Here is a 20177-nt window from a genome sequence, read left to right as displayed (position 1 = left end):
CGATCTCTTATTTTTCCTTCACAGAAACGGATCAGTGCTCTTCCTCTTGCAACCTTCAGGCATTTATTCAAGATCTCTGCCAGTGTTTTCTTATCGACATCTGCCAGGGCTTTGCCATCAATCCTGGCCCGTCCTTTCAACGATTTGATTGCTGAATTTCCTATATAACAGATCCTCTCGGGCAGGATAAGAACCAGCCTGGAATGAGATAAGGTATCTTTTTCCAGTGCTTCCAGGGAAATGCCCGGAACCTCTGTACAGGTTTCCTCTCCTGCAGCTGCCACCTTTAATTTCTTACTGGTGACCCGGATCCATTCTGCCCGGCTGTCTATCTCTTCCAGATACTCGCACAGTTCCTTTTCTGTCTGGAACTCCTTATAAAAGTCATCTTTATAATACATAATGTCCGCCTTTCCACGCTAGCTGAAAATCCGGACTTCAACAGCCTGTATCTTTCCATCTTCGATGCAAAATACATAGCCGTCTTCTGCCATCTCCATAAGCATTCCAATTTCCAGTGCATTTGCGTTTTCCCATTTAATTGTCTCCATAATCGACCCTCCTGATTTTACAATGTGTTTTCTTTTTTTGATGTTCTTAAGGTATTTCTTTTTGCAGTTTGTTTAACTGACAGTTTCATTCGTGCTCCTCCTTTCTGCTTTTTATGCAATAAAAAAAGACACAAAAAGAATCTTCTTTCCTTCTTGCATCTTCCTTATATTTTGCATATCCATTTTTTCTCATTAAGGGCAAGACCACCCCAAAGTGTTTCTTCCGGAATGTCCGGAACTAAAGAATAACCACAGTCTTTTATAGACTGTTAAATTATTTTTCATTTAAAGACTACCACAACATTTTGTGGTTGTCAATTAATTTTAACTATATATTGTGTTATTGTGTGAGTTATCTTTATTATTCTGCTACATGTTGTGACAGGCGGCATGATACCGCCTGTCTTTTCATCCGTCTGCATAAATGCATGTATCTGAGGGGAATAGGTAATCTGTACATGCACTATGAAAACGTCTTACTCAGCGTTTGGATCCGCCGGGGAAATATTTTTGGCAAGGCTTCGCCCGTTGGCATCCGTCCCTGCTTCAAAAAGGACCGGCTGGCCACCGCTTAATTTCCGGTATCCATCCATCTGGATCTCCGAAAAGTGGGCGAAATAATCAATCCCGTCTTCACCGGTGATAAAACCGTATCCTTTCTGTGCGCTGAACCATTTCACGGTTCCCTGTAGTGTTTCTGACATATCCTTCTCTCCTTTGCTGTATTTCCCGCAATAGTCTTTTGCGGAAACAGGGCAGCATGGAATCGAACCATGCCTGGTGCTCCCCTCCCTGCTATAAAAGGAATCTCTTCCTCTTATATTTCTTCGTTTCCCAAAAAAGTCCCGTTATTGAGCGCTGCATCCACCCGGCGGATTCCTACCAGCTTCTTTTCATTTATGCCAAAATAAAACCGATAGCGTTTTCCCTCCAAAACTTTTACGTTTTTATCCAGCAAAAGTTCACTCTGCCGTCCGGTCGGATCACTTACCCGGATCTTCCGTAATCTTGCAAAGGGATTTTTCCCGTCTATCCCGGTTACCAGCCCTTCCACGATTTCATAGGTCTTTTTATCCGCGGTGCGGAAAATAAGATATGTTCTTATAAACCCGATAATCCCAAGCAGAAAAGACCAGAAAATAAAAGTTTTATCTTTCATCCATGTTCCCATAAATGATCCGAAAAGCAGGATAAAAAGAGACAGGATACCATATCGCTGGATCCTGTCCTTAAAAAAATCCGGTATATTCTGATAACGTGTTCCAAAATCTTCCAAGCATCTATACAGCCTGTGCCAATACGGATGTTCCGTTTGCTTCAAGGCAGTCCTCCCTTCTTATGTTGTCGATCACAAGCTGTTTCTTATAGTAAAGCTGCGCTACACGGCTTATAAATTCCCGTTGGATGTGTTCCTGGAGGGAATCTGCTAAATTGGGTTTCCTGCTTTTTGCCTCTTCTTTTAAACATTTCAGGTGGCAGGAAACATCCCCTTCTCTCTGAAGATTGGAAAGTATCTGGTATTCCTCTTCTGTAAGCAGCGGCTTTTTAAAAGCCCTCAGTGAAAACTTCAGTCCTTTTCCCATGGAAAGGGCTTCCATAAAATGCTTCATGCGTTCTGTCCGTGAAAAGGCCATGGGAGACATGACTGACCGGCTGATAATGCTGTATACAGCTTCCTCTCTGGTACATCCTTCTGTCAGCACAACCAGGCCCCGCTTTACCAGACGGTTCAGGCAAAACTGAAAATCCTCTTTGTCCGCCCATTCCTGTGCCTGTTTTTCTCCAAGGCTAAATACAAGAAGACGATGCATCTGGGAATGGACCTTATCCTCTTCACAGAAAGACCAGGTGAGCGCAGCCCACAAAATAGTTTCCATTTCTGTAAGTACTTTTTCTTCCCCATCTACCCAGACACAAAACCTTCCATCTGCATCATCTTTTTTCATTCCGATTGCTGTATACCATCTCATGACATTTCCTCCTTGTCATTTTCACTCTTTCTAATCTCTGCTTCTGATCTGTTTTCTTTCATAACTTGTTACCCATACATCATCATTTCCAGGAGTTTTGGAAGTACATACCCCAAAAGCATGCCTGCTGCCGTACAGATTCCGATATTCGGCCGCCGCAGTTTCCATACTTCCTGTGTTTTGGTCCCGATAATCCTTGTTCTTCCCGGTACGATCCACCTGAGTTTCCGATAAAACTCCATGAATCCCTGATTGTCAAAGCCAAAGGATCGTACACAGAAAACATCCCGTTCCTGTTCTTCTTCATCCAAAAGGAAAAAGCTTTTCTGTTCTTTCCCTTCTTTTCGGATCACGATATAAAATTCCGGAACTCCCCGTCTGGTTCCTTCTACGATCTTATCCATCTCATCGTAAAAGATCCTGCAGGACTCATATTTTCCGTTTTTTTCCGGCTGGCAGACTGCCAGGCTGTCCTCTTCAAGTGCCATATAACAGTTTTCTGCCTCCATGATCCTCCGGCTGATTTTTATGGCCTGACGAAGAAGCAGGATTATCGCAAGCGCCAGTGCAGTACACAAATATGCAAGATCCCAGCATCTTTTCTGGTATATGAAAAAGTATGCGCTGATTCCCTCTGCCACACTGCATATTGCTGTCATAATAAAATACTGTTCTTTAAGGTCCATCAGATGATATACATCATCTTCTGTCGCCTGTAGTCTCAAGGGCATCCATCCTTTCCGTCATGCCACGCTTATTTTATCCGGGGATTTCTTTTTTTCCTCTCGGCTTTTTATATAGTCTGTACATTCCCGGATGGTCTGTTCACACAGGTAATAAGAAAATTTCCCGATATGTGTGTCCTTTTCCCGGAGATTCAAACGGTTCTGAAGCCAGATATATGTGCTGTGTTTGGTCATATAACCATTTTTCCAGATTGCATCCAAAGCTCTGTGTGCTTCGATCCGCTTATTACGCAGATTGCTGTCAGCCATGGTTCCCATGGGACGCATACTCTTTTTGTGTGCCCCAATGTATGAATCACAGGAAGGATAGCCGCTGCATACATACAGGTATTTCTCCGGATCCAGGTTGTTATCCCCATAGACATAGGCTGCCGGCCTAAGTACCCCGGGTCTTTTGCAATATGGACAGTACAAGGTTTCCCGCATCTGTTTTTTCTTCTTTTTTGCCATCTGACGTCACTCCTTTCCATCTTTATCTCCGATGTTAAAGAATTCCCTTTTTCTGTGTCAACAGAATTCTTTGAAAATCATAAAAACATTTTCAGGAAGCTCTTTTGATAAGCCTTGTGATAATACCTTCTGCCACTTCATAGTTGTCGTTGATGCGGGTCACCACAAATCCGATCTTATCTTTCTTTCCCGGAAGTGCGGACATATTGCAGGAATGTGCCACGGCATTGACTCCGATATCAAGGCGGATAAAATAGGTTCCCTTATAGACTTCCGTAATAATCCCTGTATATTTTCCCTGTTTATGGCATTTCCGGAGGTTATCTTTATTGATATTGGCTGTCGGACTCTTTGCATCCACTTCTATAATGATCTGGTCAACAGAGCTTGCTTCCACCTTATTGACCATGACCAGCACCAGATCACCTACCTGGAATTTTTCTCCGGCATCTACCATCCACTCCCAGGCCATGTCTCTGGCCCGGACAGATACTTCTACACCAAAGACTTCCAGGCGGACTGCTTTGGGAGCTACTGCGATCACCCTTGCTTCTACGATTCTGCCTTCATAGAGCATTGGTTTTTCTGTATCTTCTCCGATATAAAAAGTCTGTCTCTTTTTAAGCATTGCATCTTTTCTGGATGCTACAACGCTCCGGCTCTTGTTATCCAGATCTTTGATGATGAAATCAATGTCACAGCCGAGCATATTGTTTGCGATACGGACCTGACGGTTTAAGGTATCCGCATTTTCACGCCCGTCGCCCTGAAGGTTGATCATCATTTCATTCATTGGGATAATGATCCGGAAACCATTAAAGTATGTAACAGCGACCATCCACCCGCTCTCCAGTTTTTCAATGCCCCCGAGCTGGCCCGTCAGGATCTTTCTGGTACGATGTGCATTCAAAAGCTGATGCCATCTGGCTTCTTCCTGTTCCTCCATGCTTTCAACCTGTGCGTCTACATCAATTGTCAAAACACCATCGTAGACCGCACGCGGAACATCTTTTTCCCCATTTCCCGCCAAAACTGTTTTTTTGGTATCCTCCATATACTTCCTCCTGTTCTTATTTATTTTTGTCTTCTCTGCTCCATCCAGAAGACTCCTGTTCCTCCGGTACTCAGGAAAGACAAAAGAAGACACAAAAAAGCAGCCCGTTTAAAGCTGCTTTCTTCATGCCTTCTTTTTACAGATACCATTCTATAATACATGGAATTCTATGTCAATATTACCTTAATTGCAATAGCGTCGCATATCGGTTTCTTTTATGAAATTTCGAAAATTATTATTGCAACAATAGCGGCAACTATCATATATGAGTAAGCAAAGTTCAACATTGCAGATATTCCCGATCCATTTTCAAAATATCGAAGCGGTAAGGGCTACCGCGTTTTGGCGTACCACTATCAAGGTCGTCGCGTTTCACGACACCCCTTTTGCATACAGAAAAACCGCCGGACAGGTTTCCCCATACGGCGGCAGAATGTTTATTTGCCGAACAAGTCGCTGTGTGTACCGGTGCGGGCCAGCGTCAGCACCAGAACATCATCTTCTATGCGGTAGACAAGTAGCCAGTCCGGGAGAATATGACATTCCCGATGACCTGCCCAATCGCCGGACAGGTCATGGTCGCGGTTCTTATCTGGCAGTGGTTCGCCCATTGCCAGCATTGCTACGACTTCCTCCAGCAGCTCGATCTTCAAGCCACGCTTGATGGCTCGTTTGTAGTCTTTTTTGAAACTGGTCGTGTACTTGACGGTATATTTGGTTTCTTTCATCTTTTCAGGTCAGCAAACAACTCGTCAAGGTCATTGAAGCCCTTTACAGACGGGTCTTTTGCAATCCTTTCCGCTTCCAGCATGGCAGCAACCGTTTCTTTGTTCGGCTGTTTCAGCCTTACTTCAAAGGGAATGCCGCCTTCACGAAGCGACTGACGCACAAAGATGTTAAACGCCGTAGTCAGGTTCATGCCAAGTTCAGTAAACAGTGCGTCCGCCTGCGCTTTCAAATCTGCGTCCATGCGGATACTGATGTTTGTGGTATTTCTAGCCATACGATCAACCCCTTTCTGCTGGCAATTATAGTATACGCCATTTGCACGAAGAAAGCAATACTTTGCACGAATATTTAACAATAAATTCATTCAATGAGGTTAGCTGCACTGTCAACTACCCAGTCGTAGTAACGGCTTACGCCTCCGACCTTTTATCCCCAATAGGCATTGCTGCCTAAAGTGGCGTTACATCATTGGATGGTTGACAGCACCCTTTTTAGCAGAGTTTACTCTGTTACAACTGTATTAGGTACTTGGCTATCAGTAAGATAGTTTATTCCCATACGATACAGATTCATAGCTCCAATACGGTCATCATTAGACGTATAACCGCAGTTTTTGCAAGTAAACAAGTGTATTTTCTTATTACCATTAGACTTTTCAGTATGTCCACAAGCAGGACAGCATTGACTGGTATAACGAGGATCCACCTTTATTACAGAAGATTGATTCTGCTTTGCTTTGTAAATCAGCTTCTGCTCAAGGTCATAAAAAGACCATGATACAGAAACATAGCGGTCTTTTGTTTTGACACGCTCTGCAGCATTGCGAATACCAGTCAAATCTTCTAATACAAAGAGAGTATGCTTTGGATTACCGGTGGCGAGTGCCTTCGATACCTGATGGTTAATATCCTGCATCCAACGGTTTTCTCGCTGACCGATAGCTTTTAGTCTTCGTCTTGAGGATGGCGTATGTCGCATTTGAAGTTCTTTACGAAGCTTGGAATAATTAGCCCGTTTCTGTTTAATAGCTTTACCACTAACAAATCCGGACTTATGTTTGCTGTCATAAGTTGCAACAACAAAGTTGATACCTCTGTCAATACCTACAACATTACAAATATCAGAAATATTACTTTCTTCAACCTCATAGGTAACTGGTATATGCAGATAATATTTACTATCATGGGTATAGCGGATATGTTCTTGATAGGCTTCATATTCGGTCATGGAAAATCCCTCTTGATTACCCACCAGCAAGGACAGGCGGGGCTGTCAACGGCGGGCGTAGCCCATTCACTTGCCGTTGACTGGTTCGGCTGGGTTTGCTATTTTTGAATGGTAATTGCAGATTTAATTCTTGCGACTATATCCAATGGTGCTTATTATGAGGGAAATTCCAAAAATCAAAATTGCCGCTATCCCTGTTATTAGCACATATGAATGAACAGAATTTACCATAGCAGCCATTCCCGGCCCATCTTCAAAATATTTTACAAAGTAAAACATTGGAATTACCACAATCAATCCCATAGTTTGCGCAGAACGAAAACCAAACCAATAAGTTAATGGCAAGCAAATTCCTGTCCATAATAATGGGATAATAATTGCTGCTGCAATCGAAAATAACCAGATAAGCATATCAAAGTTTTGAAAAATTATGCTGGATAAACTATTGAACGCAATGCTTCCCAAAATGCTGATTGCAACAGTATATATTACGGAAACATATTTACTTGCAACAACAGTAAAATTGCTTATCGGCATAGCTAATTGATATTTTTTCCAGCTTGCCTTTTCATCACTTGCCTGGTTATAGTCCTCATAACTCAATTCAGCGGAGCCATAAGTCCCTAAGATTGACTTTCTTCATTATGTACCTCCATTTCGATTCACGGGCGATTGACGAGTGAATCGAAAGGAGGCGGAGATCGGCATCGACATACTTCGGGAGCTTTCCCGAAAAATCGACAATAAAAAGCGCCAGCTCCCCGCAACGGGAAACTGGCGCAACAAAAATGACTATGATTCTTCTGCTTTAGTAGGAATGATAATGCCGATAGGTAGTCATACCTCCCCGGAGGAGGGGCAAGGCTTTTTTTAATTGGTGCAGCTCATGGGTGCTATGAATGACGAAAATTGACATGGCGGTATCCTCCCATATACCGCCCTCCTGATTGCATGAGCATCGGTCCTAAAAGCAAAAAGAAACGGCGGCTCTGATCTTCTCAAAGCCGCCGCTCCATAGGCGCGTGAAAATGTATCTGCTGTACGACGGCTTTTTTTCTTTTGCCGTCGTCCGGCAGATTTTCTTCTCTTGCAGAAATATTTATAAAGTTTATGATACAACAAAATCTAATAAATCTACTCGCTTTTTATTGCTGATAAAATGCTCGCTTTTTTCAATTCCATTTGGGAATACATCGAAAAAACAAAATATATCACAAATAATATACCAGTCAGCGCCAATAGGAAAAACCATGGTAATTTCAATGTAATACAATGATTGATGGCATCTAACCGTCTGCATACAATTATGCTAAGAATACTTCCGCATATAAGAGATATTGCCAATGAACCTCCGAGGTAAATTCCTATCTCCCTATCCAGCATTGCTTTCAACTGTTGCCGTGTTGTTCCAACAGCTTCAAGCAAACCGAATTCACGCTTTCTATTCTGAAAATCAACCATAAGCATATTCATAAGGCTGATACTTCCAAAGACGAACAGAATAGCAGAAGTCATATATAGAGCATTTATAGATGCACTGTATCGATACTGAATATTTTTAATCGTTTGTTCAATCGTATTTACTTCTATTTTTTCATTTTTATCCGCAATCTTCTGAACTGCGGTCAAAACTTCATCAAAACGTCCCTCTGAATTTTTAACCGCCAGAATCCCCGTCTGTTCCGTTATCCCTGTCAGTTTCTTTGCTGTGTCATAAGTCATAATGAAGTAGGGGCTTCCGGGAACAACCGGGCTATCCTCCATTAAATCAGACCTATTGTATGTGCCTACAACAACGGCTTCCACATCAAAGGTTCTACCATCAAAAGCTCTGCCCTCAATCTTCAAAGTATCGCCAACTTGTGCTATATCTTCTGCAACCAATATTCCATTTTTCTCAACCATATCGTTGTAATCTGCTGTTCCAGAGGATAACACCGCCTGCTTTTCTTCTGTCTGTTCCCGATTTAAGGTTGGAAAGAAGTCTGAAATGCTCGTGATAGAACCACTTTCGCCCGAAAAAGTAGCTGTCATATAAACGCTGTCAAATGTGGTAATCTTTTCTATCCCATCTACCTTTTCTAATTCCTGCATCAATGCCTGATCTTCAAGTGGATTTTCTTCCAGTTGCAATTTTGCGCTTCCGTATGGCTCCGCTTCGTTATCGAAAGAGCTGCCCACTGTATTTCTTATTTGTATAATAATGTTACCGGCAGGATAATATTTGAAACTTGCCTGTTTTGCCGGATCAATAGAACCAGCAACCGTAGAAGTAACCAGTAAAAGAGCCCCGCTTACTCCAAGCATTAAAAGCGTCAGAACTGCTTTTTGTTTGTTTCTTTGTATATTTATTTTCGCCAGATTAAACGGCGTAAGTTTCCGATGCAGTTTTGAGCTGCTTTTTGCCTTTCCAGCATACGCAAGGTATTTAGCACCCTCTACCGGGGAAGTATTCATTGCTACTCGGACAGGCTTAAAAATGGCAATATTCACTGTTACAAAGGCTACTGCAGCAATCAGTACAGCATAAATAACTGTTGTTTTTAGCCGGAATCCATCAGGACAGCCAATAAATCCAATCAGTACACCAATGACAAGCCCCAAAGGAATACCAGCTAAGGCATATAAACGTCCCTCTTTACTTGCCATCCGTTTAATCTGTCTTTTTGTCATGCCAACTGTCCGCAGTTGCCCAAACATCTGAACATTTTTTACAATCTTTGTGTAAAAAACACCATAGACAATCGTTGCCGCCAAAATAGCCGTCAACGCCGCCAGTAGTGGTACTGGAATCGGAATACCCGATGTTATCACACCCGACATAACAGCAGAATATTCTGTAAGCATTACCTGTTCCTCGACAATGCCTGTATTTTGTATTGCTTTGCCGGCAAAATCAAGAATAGCCGTGGAACTTATGGCGTCTGTGTTCAACCGCGTATATGCTGTAACCTGAAAAGAATCTTTTGCCAAATCTTGGGCAAGCTCTTTACTAACATAAATAAAATATCCGTTGCTTTCTTTCGTATTATTCAAAACACCTGAAAGTGTATATTCTGCTTTCTGTCCTGTTCCAGTCAGGTCAATAGAAATTGTATCGCCAGTCTGATAGGATTTTCCTAAAAAATCAAGGTAGTTCTGGGGGAGCATAATCTCATCCGCTTTCTGCGGCACACTTCCCTGAAAAGTTTTTTCTTCCTGATGTAAAAAATAATCTTCATTTCCATAAGCAACAGTGATTGTTTTATTTTCAACATAAAACACACCTAGAGCGGAATATTCGCCAACCCATGTAATATTTTCGTTTTGATGCAGCTGAGCCGTTTGTTCGTCCGTAACTCCCAAAATGCCAATCTGCGCTTTATTCCTCTGTGTGTTCTTGAATTTCTCTTGTGTACCTGTTGATATTAGGAGAATCGAAAAAACCATACAGACAGAGATGGCGATTGTCAAAAGCAGAAATGCCTTGTTTCTCTTATCCGCTTGCATACTCCTACCTGCCAATTTTTTTACAATGGCACTTGTATCATTCTCAAAAGGCCATGTCATAGTCTGCCACCTCCTTATTCCACAATCTTGCCGTCCTCAATGCGGATAATCCGATCTGCAAGGCGGGCAATGTCGTTGTTGTGTGTAATCATCACTACGGTTTGTCGGAACTCTGCACTGGTGCGCTTGATTAGCCCCAGCACCTCTGCACTGGTCTTGCTGTCAAGGTTGCCGGTCGGTTCGTCGGCCAACACGATAGCCGGTTTGGTAATCAAGGCACGAGCAATCGCTACTCGCTGTTGCTGACCGCCGGATAGATTATTTGGCATATTTTTCAGTTTATCTTCCAGCCCCAGCAGATGAACAATCTCATTCAAAAACTTTTTATCTACCGTGTCCCCGTCCAGTTCCACCGGCAGGACGATGTTCTCATACACATTCAGGATCGGAACAAGGTTATAGTTCTGGAAGATAAAGCCGATGTTACGGCGGCGGAAGATGGTAAGCTGTTCATCGTTCATTTTTGACAGTTCTTTGTCCCGGACAATCACATTGCCGGAAGTAGGTGTGTCCAGCCCTCCCATCATGTGAAGTAAGGTGGATTTGCCGCTGCCAGATGTTCCCACAACAGCCACAAACTCGCCGTCCTCCACGGAGAAGTTCACACCGTCAAGGGCACGGGTAATGTTCGGCTTTGTGCCATAATACTTTTTCAGGTCAATAGTCTGTAAAACGCTCATATTCAAAACTCCTTTCAAGGCTTCTTGCCTGTTGATAAAGGTATTATAAAACCCAAATGTCCGCGAAATGTTACAGCGGCCAAAAAATTTCATTGAAAATCGGGGTGAAATGTTACAACGCTCGGACATTTCAAAAAAATTTACGGCGGGCAGCCGGGAATGGCCGTCCGCCGCGTTCTATTTTGTAGGCAGCATAATGGAAAATTCCGAACCCTTGCCCGGCTCCGAAACCACTTTGATATAGCCGCCCTGTCGCGTTACGATCTCGCGGGCCAGATACAGACCAATGCCCACGCCCTGCTGTTCGTGTACTTCTTCCTCACGATAGAAGCGCCGGAAGATGGCAGCCTGATTGCTTTCGGAAATGCCCTTGCCGGTGTCGGTCACTTTGATCTCCACATACATTTCCCACAGCACCACCGACACAGCGATTTTCCCTACCGCCGGGGTGTACTTCACCGCATTGTCCAGCAGGTTAAAGAGAGCTTCGGATGTCCACTTGCTGTCATGGGAAACGGTCAAATCCTCCGGGCAGTCCACAGACACGGCGATTTCCTTTTTCTCCGCTGCATACACGATCCCACTCATGGCCTGCGCCACGGTATCAAAGAGGCGGCCCGGTTTCTTATCCAACTGGATCACGCCCGTTTCCAGCCGTGAGGTTTTCACAAGGGCCTGAAAGAGAAAGTCCAGCTTATCCGTCTGGCTGCGGATTCCCCGGATAAAGTCGGTACGCTCCGCCTCGGTCATAGGCTTTTCCAGCAGGGTGTCCGTCGCCATTTTCAGATTGCTTACCGGCGTTTTCACCTGATGGGAAATATCCGATACAAGGGTCTGTAACTCCTGCCGTTCCTCGTCCACCCGGCGGCGGTTCTCCTGCATGATCTGGTAAAGCCTTGCCAGCCGGTGTCCGATTCTGGCAAGCTGGGTTTCGCTGTCCTCTGGCCGCTGGGGTGCTTCATTTCCGGCGATCATGTGGTCTAAAGTCTGGCACAGGTCAGCGGTAAACTGCGACAGCCGCTTTCCAAACGCCTGCGTCAGTACAATAATCCCCACAAGGGCGCACAGTAGCAGCGCCCCGCCAGTCAGCAGCACCGCCGTCTGTTTTGTCACAAGAAACAGGGCTATGGTGATCCCGGACATGGAAAGGACAAGTCCTATTGCCACCAGGCTAAACAGCCGCTTTACCGATAGGTTTTGAAACTTCATTTTGCCTCGCCTCCCGTCCATTGATAACCCATGCCGTAAACGGTCTTGATGTAGGACGCGCCGCCGTCGGATTCGATCTTGCTGCGAATCCGGCTGATGGAGGTTGTCAGGGTGTGTTCGTCCACAAACCTTTCGTCTATATCCCACAGCTTTTCCAAAAGCCACCCACGGGTCAGCACTTGCCGGGGATTTTTACGGAACAGGTTCAGCATTTTGTACTCCATCGGGGATAGGGTCAGGGGCTTGCCGTTTAGGGAGGCCGCCTGCTCCGAGAAGTCCAGAAACAGCCGCCCGTCGTCGTAAATGTCCTTGGCCGGTCTGTGGTGTTCCAGCATGGCGAACATGGCTTTGATTTTCCGCTGCAAGGCCCCGATCACAAAGGGCTTTGTGATGTAGTCCACCGCGCCCGCCTCATAGCCCCGTATCTGGTCGCTCTCCTGATCGTTGGCGGTCAGGAAAATTACAATGGTGTCCGGGTGCTGGGGCTTTATCAGCTTGCACAGCTCAAAACCATTTCCATCCGGCAGGTTGATGTCCAGCAGCACTAAATCAAATTCCCGGTGGCGGATGGCGTCGGCTGCGGTTCTGGCATTTAGGGCAGAAGTCACGCCGTAGCCGTCTGCGGTCAGGTTATAGTCTAACATCTTATTCAAAAAACTGTCGTCCTCGACAATTAAAATCTGCTTCATATCCTCACTTCCTTTTCTTTTTTAGTTTTTTATAAATAATTCCTGGAAAAATAATGCTGAACAATAATAAAAATACCATCAACGCAATCATTTCTTTTACCGGATAGCGGAAAGCGAAATAGGAAATCTGCATTTTCATATACCACTGCATGATACCAATCCCTAAATTTCCAAAACTCATAAGCAATCCACATAACAGTAACCAATAGAAAAGACCCTCTGTTACAAACATTCGATATTCTTGTTTTTTTGTCATCCCTACACGTTCCAGGATTTTACACTCCCATTGCCGAAGCATAATATCCGATATTCTTGTATTTGCGAAATTCATAATTCCTATAAATATTAAAATTCCACTAATACTCATAAGCAGCCATCTACTTGTCTGAATATAGTTCTGCTCCTTTAGCAAACGTTCTGATTTAGAATCTAAATAAAACAAGTTCAATTTATCAGCGTGTCCATATTTTGATTGAAATTCCATATTATAATTGCGAATCATCTGATTCAGTCTTTCTCGGATAACTGACTCCTGATTTTTGTCAACATTAAATTGTATTTCAAAAATTTGTGGTGTTAATTTTTCTACCAGCCAATCATATGTAGTCTCTGTTACCAATAGGATATTTATATTTTTACCATCCCAGCACAATTTCATCTCTGGGAAATCATCCTCTGTTATATCCAGATAACCACAATTTACTAATTTCTCAGGAACTAAACTGCTCATTTCCGTACCAACCGGAACCAGATCATAAAATTCCATCTCTGTTCCTATATAATCCTGCACTTCTCCTGCTATATAATCTGACATCCTATGATCATGTAGCACGATTGTTCCATGATTATTTTGAAACTGCTCCCAATTTACTAGCTTATCATTTTTCTGAATAAAGTCTTTTAGTTCTTCCTGCTCCCCGATACTAACTGTCTGAATTACCGTGGATATTTTATCTCCATCGATTAGAATCTTTATATTCTCCTTGCCATTTTTTTCGACGATCGGATAAAATCCTTTGATGTTTTCTACTGAATGAAGTTCGTTTCCTATGGTCGTTTCAATATCATTCATAAGGGACTTCGGAAAAAACTTCATATTCTTTGTGTCCGGTGATGATTCAATTAAATAATTGCAAGCTTCCTCTGTAATTCCTATTTGGAAGTCCGGCTCTTTACTATAATAATTCTGTAAATCCACTCCGTTCACAATTACCGCAGAACATAATGCCAATTCGCACCCAAGCCATAATGACAAACTTGTTATCCCAAATGTTTTTTTATTCCGAAATAAATATTTCTTTGCAAGATAAATTTCAGGATGTTTTCCCCAGCAGTGGAATTTCTTTATCTTCGGTTTCTTCCTGCTTTTATGATAAGTAACCGCCTCCGTATATTTCATACACTCCAACGGACTTAATTTCCTCATTTTTCTTTTCAGACATTCCACTGCCACTCCCAACGTGAAAATCACAAGAACAATCGCTAGGATAAGAAGTTTGGGTTGAAAGAAAACCATTCTTTCTAATTTCCATGTATTCTCTGCATACATTTTTTCTAATAACAATGGCATAATACCCCATATAAACATTCCCCCTAAAACTGCTCCAGCGATACTTCCCGTAAGTCCTATTTTTAGCATCTCACGATTCATAACTTTAATATTCTGCTTTTGTTCCACACCAATTACTTGTAAAAGACCATAACGTTGTAAATCTTTTTCCAGCGAAATATTTAGGATATTGTAAATAAACAAAAACATAGAAAGTAAAACCATAACCGAAAAAAAGACTGCAAATCCATAACTTCCCATCATTTCACTTATTGCCCGATATTCTGCTGGGTTCATACTTACAATTCTCTGTCCCTCATTCAACTTTATGTTATTTGTCAGCATATGTTCTATTTGCGAACCACTGGAATATTTCTTTGTATGATCTATTAAAATCCTACATGGCTCCCATTGAAGCCCGTTCTTCTCCATTGATTTCTCTGATATAAAAGCCACAGAAGCACCGGAGGTTTGATTTTGATACTCTGTAAAATACCCAGAAAGTAAAAAGTTCTGCATACCGGTTCCACTGGTATTGAAAATGTCATTCCAATAAAAATCCAGTTCAATTTCCATGCCCACTTCGGGATTCTTGATTCCAAGATATTGCAGAGTTTTCGTAGAAAGCATAATTTCATTTTCTTTTTCTGGATAAGTCCCTACCACATTTGTAAATGCAGGACGTATCATTTTTTCAAATCCGGTCACATCTGTAATGACGCAATCACAATATTTTATGGAATCATCTAATAATTTTCCTGCAAACTTTTCTTTCCCAATGCTTTCTATGCATGGTAGCTGTGTAAGCTGTTGTGTCATATCCGCTGTACCATTTTCAATATAGGTCGATACAGCCATACCATCGGCTTTCATATTTTTCTGAATATCAATCTCCATCTTCCCATAGATTAAAGAGAACACACTAAAAATCACGCCTACAGTAATTGTAATTACGATAAACAGTAGACGATTTCTGTTTTGATTCTTTTTCCTGGAAGCATCCATAAGCACTCTTTCAGCCGACTGATTACAATCGTAATTCTCCATCCTATACAACCCTCCCATCTTTCATCTGAATAATCCGATCTGCCATAGCTGCTATTCTTTCATCATGTGTAACGATAATCATTGTCTGGCTATATTTTTTACACATCTTTTTCAAAAATTTCATAACGGATATACTGGTTGTAGAATCTAAATTTCCTGTCAACTCGTCTCCCAAAAGTATAGTAGGATGTGTATAAATAGCTCTGGCGATTGCGACCCGCTGCTGTTGTCCACCAGATAAAGTCATAGGATTTTGTAATAGTTTTTCCTCAATTTCCAGTTCTTCAGCTATCCGCATTACTTCTTTTTTACTGATATTTCTTTCCATAAGTTTGGCAGGTAAAACTATATTTTCAAATACATTCATCTCTGGGATTAAATTAAAATTTTGAAAAATAAACCCAATATGCCATCTTCTGAAGGAACTCCTTTCCTCCATAGATAACTGTGTAATATCTACATCATTGATATAGACACATCCGTGTGTGGGATTTTCCAAACCACCTAGTAAATTGAGCAACGTGGTCTTTCCGCAACCTGAACTTCCCATAATAGCTACAAATTCATTTTCTTCAACTGTGAAAGATATATCATCAACTGCTCTTAAATAGTGTTCTCCATTAGAATATTCTTTTGTTAAAGATACTGTCTTTACTGCTGCCATATCAATCCCCCCTTATCTTTTTCAGATAGTATAACAGGCAAATGTCCGCGAAATGTTACAGCGGACGGATTTTTTTCTTTTGCCGTCGTCCGGCAGATTTAATCACATTTTCTATCTTACTTGTAATTCTATAATAAAGACCAAATGTTGCAGAAATCTCCTAACCATTTTCTTTTTTGACAAGAAAACAGGCTGAATTGCTTCATTTTTGTAGCAATTCAATTCATAGATGTACCTCCAAAACCAGAACGGAGGGTAATACTATTGCATTTTCTTTTGTTGATAAGGTCACTGTAAAACGCAAAAAGTTAGGCAGATGCAGACTTATTAAACAAGACCCATGTACTAATAAAGTAACTTATTAAAAGGGCACCTAAAATAGCCAACACAATCAAAAGCTGCTGCACCAATCGCTGTACTCCGATATACACTGCAATCTGCATATGGAATCCTACAATCAAAAATACAAGGAATGCGCCAGCCAAGATAAGGGCCAGTATAACCGGAACACCAAACCATACAGCTAATTGTTTCAAAATCAACTTTCGTATATGAGGTTCTTCAACACCCATATTTCTTAGAACCCGAAAGCGATATTTGTATTTTCCGGAATCTGATAATTGCTGCAAAGCCAAGATAGTAAAACAGGTTACAAACAAGATGATTGCGCTATATGTCAATCCAGTTTGCATAATGAAAATAATAGCAGAATTATCATTAACCTCGATTGTCCGCATGGTAATGTTATAAGTTACAAGCGAATCAGTAAGGCTTCTCTGCCTCTTTCTGTTCACGGCTCTTGGCTTTACGTTCCAGCTTACATTGCTCATGCTGGAGTTTCAACGCCTGCTGTGCCTTTGTGCCAACGCCTTTATCTTGCAGTTGACTTTGAATTTCGCGCTGCATTCGTTTGGGATTGAGTTTTCGCTCTATGAATACTTCAGCCTGGATTGGGGGACTGAATTTCAACTTATGCCAATTCTTCAGCAGAAACTCATAGACCTCATAGTCTTTGGGTTCTGAACCAAAAGTGATTTTACACACCTCGTATTTACCGCTATCCGTTCTTTCATATAGACCGATCCAAAATGGAGCTTCAAACAGGATGGTCAAACTGCTTTTGAAGGCCGTGCTCATTCTTTTAAGAACTGTCCTTCAAAGTGATCCAGCCATTCCATAAGGGCTCGATAGAGAAGCTGCTGCTGCTCAAAAATCGTTCTCCCAACCAAAGGAATGTCTGCAAATTCGCGCGCATAGCCCTCGTTAGCTTCAACCGAGGATTGTATGCTCCGGCGCAAAGTCGAAACCAGCTCCAACGCTTCGGCTTTGTCCATCTTGTTCAGATTGGTAATGACCACATTGAAATCGAATAGCAGGGGGACTGGACCAGCGGCGCAAGCGGCCATCAGTTCCTTAAAATATGCTCTGCCCTGGTCAGTAATAGAATAAATAGCCTTATCTGCAAACTTATCGCCCTTGACAATGTTGCTATGCAAATAACCTTTCTCACTCAACTGGAGAACCTTACGATAAATAGAAGGTACGCTTATTTTTGTCCATCGTGGAAAATGGTGGTACTCCACATCTTTTTGAATATCATAAGCGCTTTGCGGTTTTTCCAATACAATACCAAGTATGACTAAATCGATTGACGACATAACTACACCTCCAACTTTTACTATTATCAATAGTACTATTGTTGATAGTATAAATCAAGGAGAAGTACCTTATATTTCCGAATTGGACATAGCCTGTTTTTCAGCCATAGACAATTCCCGATGAAGGTGTAACGCCATAAATACAGTGATTACTACGGAAATTACATCTGCGATGGGTTGGGCATATAGGATTCCGTTCATTCCCCATACCATAGGCAGCAGCAAAACGACAGGAACAAAGCAGACACCTTGTCTACATGCTCCCAAAAAGAAACCTGCCGCACCTTTACCCAAGGCAAGGAACAAAGAGGAGTAAACCGTGTAGAAACCAAAAAGAATGAATGTGATCCCATTTGCAAACAGTGATTTTTGACCCACTAAAATCATTTGATTATCTCCCTCAGTAAATTGAGAGATAATCTGCGTAGAAAAAACGGCCATCACCAAGCCTACGACTAAGCAGAAACTTGTAGACCAAATGATTGAGGTTTTGATTGCTTCGCGCAGGCGATCAAACTTCTTTGCCCCATAGCTGAATCCAGCAATAGGCTGGAACCCTTTCAGAAATCCAAAGACAACAAGAGTTCCCATAGAAGTAACTCGCGTAACCGCCCCCATGCCTGCAATGACCGAATCGCCATAATTGCTGGATGCGCGGTTAATTAGCGCAATCGAAAGACTTGTTAGCAGTTGGAACACCAAAGTGGGAACTCCAATTTTCAAAATTTCCGTTATCATTTGCCTCGTAGGAGAAAACTCTTTTATGCTGAACGAAAATACGCTTTTTTTGCGCAGAACATAGGTAAGATAAACAAGCGTGGATACCATTTGCGAAATTGCTGTGGCGATTGCTGCACCTTCTACTCCCATGTCCAAAGTATAAATGAAAAGAGGGTCTAATCCGATGTTCAATACGGCTCCCAATAGCAAGGCACACATGGTCGTTTTTGCTGCACCCTCGCTACTTACAATATTGTTCATTGTTACATTAAATACATTGAAAACACAGGACAGCACATAAATTCTTGCGTATGTCAAGGCATACGGCATAATTGTTTCCGTCGCGCCCAACATTACCAAAATTGGTTTAAGGAAAATCGCAGAAAGTAGGATGATAATAGCACCAATCAGAATACTGCTATACAATGCGGTGCTTGCCACTTTATCGGCGGTATCTTTATCTCCGCGTCCCAATAGTCTTGACAGATAAGATGCGGCTCCGTTACCGAACATAAGACCTAAACCAACCACGACTTGTCCCAACGGAAATACGACAGAAATAGCACCCATTTGACTTTTGCCCAAGCCACTCACAAAATAGGCATCCACCAGATTATAGAGTGCATTGATCAACATCCCAATCATAATCGGTATGCCGAGAGCCATCAGCGCTTTTGGGATAGGCGCACTGCCCAAAAGTTCAAGTTTGTTGTTGCGTTCATTCATTGTTAATACTCCTTTCGCTTCTTTAAGTGTAATTTATAGTAGTATAAATTATAGTATACTACCGTATAAATCATACTACTATAATTTATAGTATATGTCAAGAGAAGTCAGGCGTTTTATCTTGACAAAGAGTATAAAATCTAATACTATAATTTATAGTAAATTTGACAGTATTCTTTCATGCAGAAAGCATAGTGAAAGGGTGTGATTCCACATGGCAACCATAGATTTAATCGTGTTGGGAATATTGAAAAAGGAGCCAATGAGCGCCTACGATATTCAAAAGTTAGTAGAATATAGAAACATATCCAAATGGGTAAAAATCAGCACTCCATCCATTTATAAAAAAGCCATTCAGTTAGAAGAAAAGGGGCTAATCCGAGGCGAAATCGTAAAGGAAGGGAAGATGCCAGAAAAAGCGATTTATTCCCTGACGGAAGCCGGAGAAGCAGAATTTGAACGGCTCATGTTTGAGATTTCTGGAAAACCTATTAACATTTTTCTGGACTTCAACGCTGTTATTGTGAATTTGGATTCCTTGCCACCTGAAAAACAAAAATCGTGCATAGCAGAAATTGAGGAAAATATTAGTACTTTAAAATCCTATCTGGAACATAATATACAGAAAAAAGAAAATGAACCCAGTATTCCCGCAACAGGTATGGCTGTTTTGCGTCAGCAGTATGTACTGGTGGAAGCAATCCAAGCATGGATTGCCTCATTAAAAAAGAATATTGGATAAACAGGCAAGTACAAATCTATAAGAAAACGCCAGATGCAGAGGTGATACGCCCCTGGATCTGGCGTTTTCTTAATAAGCGCACTTCAAATCGGTATAACCTTCTTATTAACACTGACAAAAAACAGGCGAATCAAATGAATTTTTATCAAAAATATTTTACAAGCTGCTTTAATCCACGGCGGATACTGTCTCGGACACGGCTTGGGTCTACACCTTC

General features: G+C 42.0%; 23 protein-coding genes and 2 pseudogenes. 2 read left to right on the top strand and 23 right to left on the bottom strand.

Annotated features, from left to right (window positions below; translation table 11 throughout):
• From WMO75_RS14925 to WMO75_RS14870, 12 genes and pseudogenes are all read right to left on the bottom strand, one after another.
• Positions 1–401, bottom strand: a pseudogene (locus tag WMO75_RS14925) (hypothetical protein); the annotation flags it as partial.
• 18 nt (positions 402–419) lie between these two features.
• Positions 420–551, bottom strand: coding sequence for a hypothetical protein (locus tag WMO75_RS14920; protein ID WP_005423021.1), 132 nt, complete (start codon positions 549–551; stop codon positions 420–422).
• A 476-nt stretch (positions 552–1027) separates the two neighbouring features.
• Positions 1028–1255, bottom strand: coding sequence for a cold-shock protein (locus tag WMO75_RS14915; protein ID WP_005423033.1), 228 nt, complete (start codon positions 1253–1255; stop codon positions 1028–1030).
• A 113-nt stretch (positions 1256–1368) separates the two neighbouring features.
• Positions 1369–1872: a hypothetical protein gene (locus tag WMO75_RS14910; protein WP_049940373.1), complete on the bottom strand. Its 504-nt coding sequence runs from the start codon at positions 1870–1872 to the stop codon at positions 1369–1371.
• Positions 1832–2521, bottom strand: a complete 690-nt coding sequence (locus WMO75_RS14905; RefSeq protein WP_349078340.1) for a hypothetical protein — start codon at positions 2519–2521, stop codon at positions 1832–1834. Before WMO75_RS14905 ends, WMO75_RS14910 begins: the two co-directional genes overlap by 41 nt.
• Before the next feature lie 68 nt (positions 2522–2589).
• Positions 2590–3246, bottom strand: a complete 657-nt coding sequence (locus WMO75_RS14900; protein ID WP_117592333.1) for a hypothetical protein — start codon at positions 3244–3246, stop codon at positions 2590–2592.
• A gap of 18 nt (positions 3247–3264) precedes the next feature.
• The gene (locus tag WMO75_RS14895; RefSeq protein ID WP_055066318.1) at positions 3265–3717 is read right to left on the bottom strand and encodes a zinc-finger-containing protein; all 453 of its coding nucleotides are present in this window, start codon (positions 3715–3717) and stop codon (positions 3265–3267) included.
• 91 nt (positions 3718–3808) lie between these two features.
• Entirely contained in the window at positions 3809–4771 is a 963-nt protein-coding gene (locus WMO75_RS14890) for a S1 RNA-binding domain-containing protein (RefSeq protein ID WP_118037303.1), read from the bottom strand.
• A gap of 437 nt (positions 4772–5208) precedes the next feature.
• Positions 5209–5499 carry a type II toxin-antitoxin system YafQ family toxin gene (locus WMO75_RS14885; protein ID WP_117639918.1) on the bottom strand — a complete coding sequence of 97 codons (291 nt, stop codon included), beginning with the start codon at positions 5497–5499 and terminating at the stop codon, positions 5209–5211.
• Positions 5496–5774, bottom strand: coding sequence for a type II toxin-antitoxin system RelB/DinJ family antitoxin (locus WMO75_RS14880; protein WP_117639920.1), 279 nt, complete (start codon positions 5772–5774; stop codon positions 5496–5498). The genes WMO75_RS14885 and WMO75_RS14880 overlap by 4 nt, the downstream gene beginning before the upstream one ends.
• Before the next feature lie 227 nt (positions 5775–6001).
• Positions 6002–6727, bottom strand: a complete 726-nt coding sequence (locus tag WMO75_RS14875) for a transposase (RefSeq protein WP_330412472.1) — start codon at positions 6725–6727, stop codon at positions 6002–6004.
• 123 nt (positions 6728–6850) lie between these two features.
• A complete protein-coding gene (locus WMO75_RS14870; RefSeq protein ID WP_227222849.1) occupies positions 6851–7330 on the bottom strand; it encodes an ABC-2 transporter permease in 480 nt (159 codons plus the stop codon).
• Between the two features lie 76 nt (positions 7331–7406).
• On the opposite strand from WMO75_RS14870, the gene WMO75_RS14865 reads away from it, so the two are divergent.
• Positions 7407–7601, top strand: a complete 195-nt coding sequence (locus tag WMO75_RS14865; protein ID WP_117738860.1) for a hypothetical protein — start codon at positions 7407–7409, stop codon at positions 7599–7601.
• Positions 7602–7861: 260 nt separating this feature from the next.
• On the opposite strand, the gene WMO75_RS14860 is transcribed toward WMO75_RS14865, so the two are convergent.
• The 10 genes from WMO75_RS14860 to WMO75_RS14815 form a co-directional block, all read right to left on the bottom strand.
• The gene (locus tag WMO75_RS14860) at positions 7862–10276 is read right to left on the bottom strand and encodes an ABC transporter permease (protein ID WP_227222848.1); all 2415 of its coding nucleotides are present in this window, start codon (positions 10274–10276) and stop codon (positions 7862–7864) included.
• A 14-nt stretch (positions 10277–10290) separates the two neighbouring features.
• The gene (locus tag WMO75_RS14855; RefSeq protein ID WP_117738863.1) at positions 10291–10956 is read right to left on the bottom strand and encodes an ABC transporter ATP-binding protein; all 666 of its coding nucleotides are present in this window, start codon (positions 10954–10956) and stop codon (positions 10291–10293) included.
• Between the two features lie 177 nt (positions 10957–11133).
• On the bottom strand, positions 11134–12165 hold the full coding sequence (locus WMO75_RS14850) for a sensor histidine kinase (protein WP_117996883.1): 1032 nt from the start codon (positions 12163–12165) through the stop codon (positions 11134–11136).
• The gene (locus WMO75_RS14845) at positions 12162–12854 is read right to left on the bottom strand and encodes a response regulator transcription factor (protein ID WP_117738865.1); all 693 of its coding nucleotides are present in this window, start codon (positions 12852–12854) and stop codon (positions 12162–12164) included. Before WMO75_RS14845 ends, WMO75_RS14850 begins: the two co-directional genes overlap by 4 nt.
• Positions 12855–12858: 4 nt before the next feature.
• Positions 12859–15450 carry an FtsX-like permease family protein gene (locus WMO75_RS14840; protein WP_227222846.1) on the bottom strand — a complete coding sequence of 864 codons (2592 nt, stop codon included), beginning with the start codon at positions 15448–15450 and terminating at the stop codon, positions 12859–12861.
• Position 15451: 1 nt separating this feature from the next.
• Positions 15452–16114 carry an ABC transporter ATP-binding protein gene (locus WMO75_RS14835; RefSeq protein WP_117715689.1) on the bottom strand — a complete coding sequence of 221 codons (663 nt, stop codon included), beginning with the start codon at positions 16112–16114 and terminating at the stop codon, positions 15452–15454.
• A 308-nt stretch (positions 16115–16422) separates the two neighbouring features.
• Positions 16423–16944 (bottom strand): hypothetical protein, encoded by a 522-nt coding sequence (locus tag WMO75_RS14830; protein WP_349078337.1) that lies wholly within the window; start codon positions 16942–16944, stop codon positions 16423–16425.
• A complete protein-coding gene (locus WMO75_RS14825; protein ID WP_349078336.1) occupies positions 16877–17251 on the bottom strand; it encodes a YjdF family protein in 375 nt (124 codons plus the stop codon). Before WMO75_RS14825 ends, WMO75_RS14830 begins: the two co-directional genes overlap by 68 nt.
• On the bottom strand, positions 17248–17772 hold the full coding sequence (locus tag WMO75_RS14820) for a PadR family transcriptional regulator (RefSeq protein WP_055201204.1): 525 nt from the start codon (positions 17770–17772) through the stop codon (positions 17248–17250). Before WMO75_RS14820 ends, WMO75_RS14825 begins: the two co-directional genes overlap by 4 nt.
• A gap of 69 nt (positions 17773–17841) precedes the next feature.
• Positions 17842–19218 carry an MATE family efflux transporter gene (locus WMO75_RS14815; protein ID WP_117996887.1) on the bottom strand — a complete coding sequence of 459 codons (1377 nt, stop codon included), beginning with the start codon at positions 19216–19218 and terminating at the stop codon, positions 17842–17844.
• Positions 19219–19432: 214 nt separating this feature from the next.
• On the opposite strand from WMO75_RS14815, the gene WMO75_RS14810 reads away from it, so the two are divergent.
• Positions 19433–19960: a PadR family transcriptional regulator gene (locus WMO75_RS14810; protein WP_055056202.1), complete on the top strand. Its 528-nt coding sequence runs from the start codon at positions 19433–19435 to the stop codon at positions 19958–19960.
• Between the two features lie 145 nt (positions 19961–20105).
• On the opposite strand, the pseudogene WMO75_RS14805 reads toward WMO75_RS14810, so the two are convergent.
• Positions 20106–20177, bottom strand: a pseudogene (locus tag WMO75_RS14805) (sigma-70 family RNA polymerase sigma factor); the annotation flags it as partial.

This window comes from Blautia intestinihominis (assembly GCF_040096655.1).
Taxonomy (GTDB): domain Bacteria; phylum Bacillota; class Clostridia; order Lachnospirales; family Lachnospiraceae; genus Blautia_A; species Blautia_A intestinihominis.
This window is presented reverse-complemented; position numbering and strand designations above follow the sequence as displayed.

What these genes read in the sequence shown, in the direction of transcription:
- WMO75_RS14885 (WP_117639918.1), bottom strand. Translation starts at nt 5,499, where the DNA reads ATGAAAGAAACCAAATATACCGTCAAGTACACGACCAGTTTCAAAAAA.
- WMO75_RS14830 (WP_349078337.1), bottom strand. Translation starts at nt 16,944, where the DNA reads ATGAGCAATGTAAGCTGGAACGTAAAGCCAAGAGCCGTGAACAGAAAG.
- WMO75_RS14820 (WP_055201204.1), bottom strand. Translation starts at nt 17,772, where the DNA reads ATGTCGTCAATCGATTTAGTCATACTTGGTATTGTATTGGAAAAACCG.
- WMO75_RS14890 (WP_118037303.1), bottom strand. Translation starts at nt 4,771, where the DNA reads ATGGAGGATACCAAAAAAACAGTTTTGGCGGGAAATGGGGAAAAAGAT.
- WMO75_RS14850 (WP_117996883.1), bottom strand. Translation starts at nt 12,165, where the DNA reads ATGAAGTTTCAAAACCTATCGGTAAAGCGGCTGTTTAGCCTGGTGGCA.
- WMO75_RS14815 (WP_117996887.1), bottom strand. Translation starts at nt 19,218, where the DNA reads ATGAATGAACGCAACAACAAACTTGAACTTTTGGGCAGTGCGCCTATC.
- WMO75_RS14855 (WP_117738863.1), bottom strand. Translation starts at nt 10,956, where the DNA reads ATGAGCGTTTTACAGACTATTGACCTGAAAAAGTATTATGGCACAAAG.
- WMO75_RS14895 (WP_055066318.1), bottom strand. Translation starts at nt 3,717, where the DNA reads ATGGCAAAAAAGAAGAAAAAACAGATGCGGGAAACCTTGTACTGTCCA.
- WMO75_RS14905 (WP_349078340.1), bottom strand. Translation starts at nt 2,521, where the DNA reads ATGAGATGGTATACAGCAATCGGAATGAAAAAAGATGATGCAGATGGA.
- WMO75_RS14840 (WP_227222846.1), bottom strand. Translation starts at nt 15,450, where the DNA reads ATGGAGAATTACGATTGTAATCAGTCGGCTGAAAGAGTGCTTATGGAT.
- WMO75_RS14875 (WP_330412472.1), bottom strand. Translation starts at nt 6,727, where the DNA reads ATGACCGAATATGAAGCCTATCAAGAACATATCCGCTATACCCATGAT.
- WMO75_RS14915 (WP_005423033.1), bottom strand. Translation starts at nt 1,255, where the DNA reads ATGTCAGAAACACTACAGGGAACCGTGAAATGGTTCAGCGCACAGAAA.
- WMO75_RS14825 (WP_349078336.1), bottom strand. Translation starts at nt 17,251, where the DNA reads ATGAGCACGGCCTTCAAAAGCAGTTTGACCATCCTGTTTGAAGCTCCA.
- WMO75_RS14880 (WP_117639920.1), bottom strand. Translation starts at nt 5,774, where the DNA reads ATGGCTAGAAATACCACAAACATCAGTATCCGCATGGACGCAGATTTG.
- WMO75_RS14860 (WP_227222848.1), bottom strand. Translation starts at nt 10,276, where the DNA reads ATGACATGGCCTTTTGAGAATGATACAAGTGCCATTGTAAAAAAATTG.
- WMO75_RS14845 (WP_117738865.1), bottom strand. Translation starts at nt 12,854, where the DNA reads ATGAAGCAGATTTTAATTGTCGAGGACGACAGTTTTTTGAATAAGATG.
- WMO75_RS14835 (WP_117715689.1), bottom strand. Translation starts at nt 16,114, where the DNA reads ATGGCAGCAGTAAAGACAGTATCTTTAACAAAAGAATATTCTAATGGA.
- WMO75_RS14920 (WP_005423021.1), bottom strand. Translation starts at nt 551, where the DNA reads ATGGAGACAATTAAATGGGAAAACGCAAATGCACTGGAAATTGGAATG.
- WMO75_RS14810 (WP_055056202.1), top strand. Translation starts at nt 19,433, where the DNA reads ATGGCAACCATAGATTTAATCGTGTTGGGAATATTGAAAAAGGAGCCA.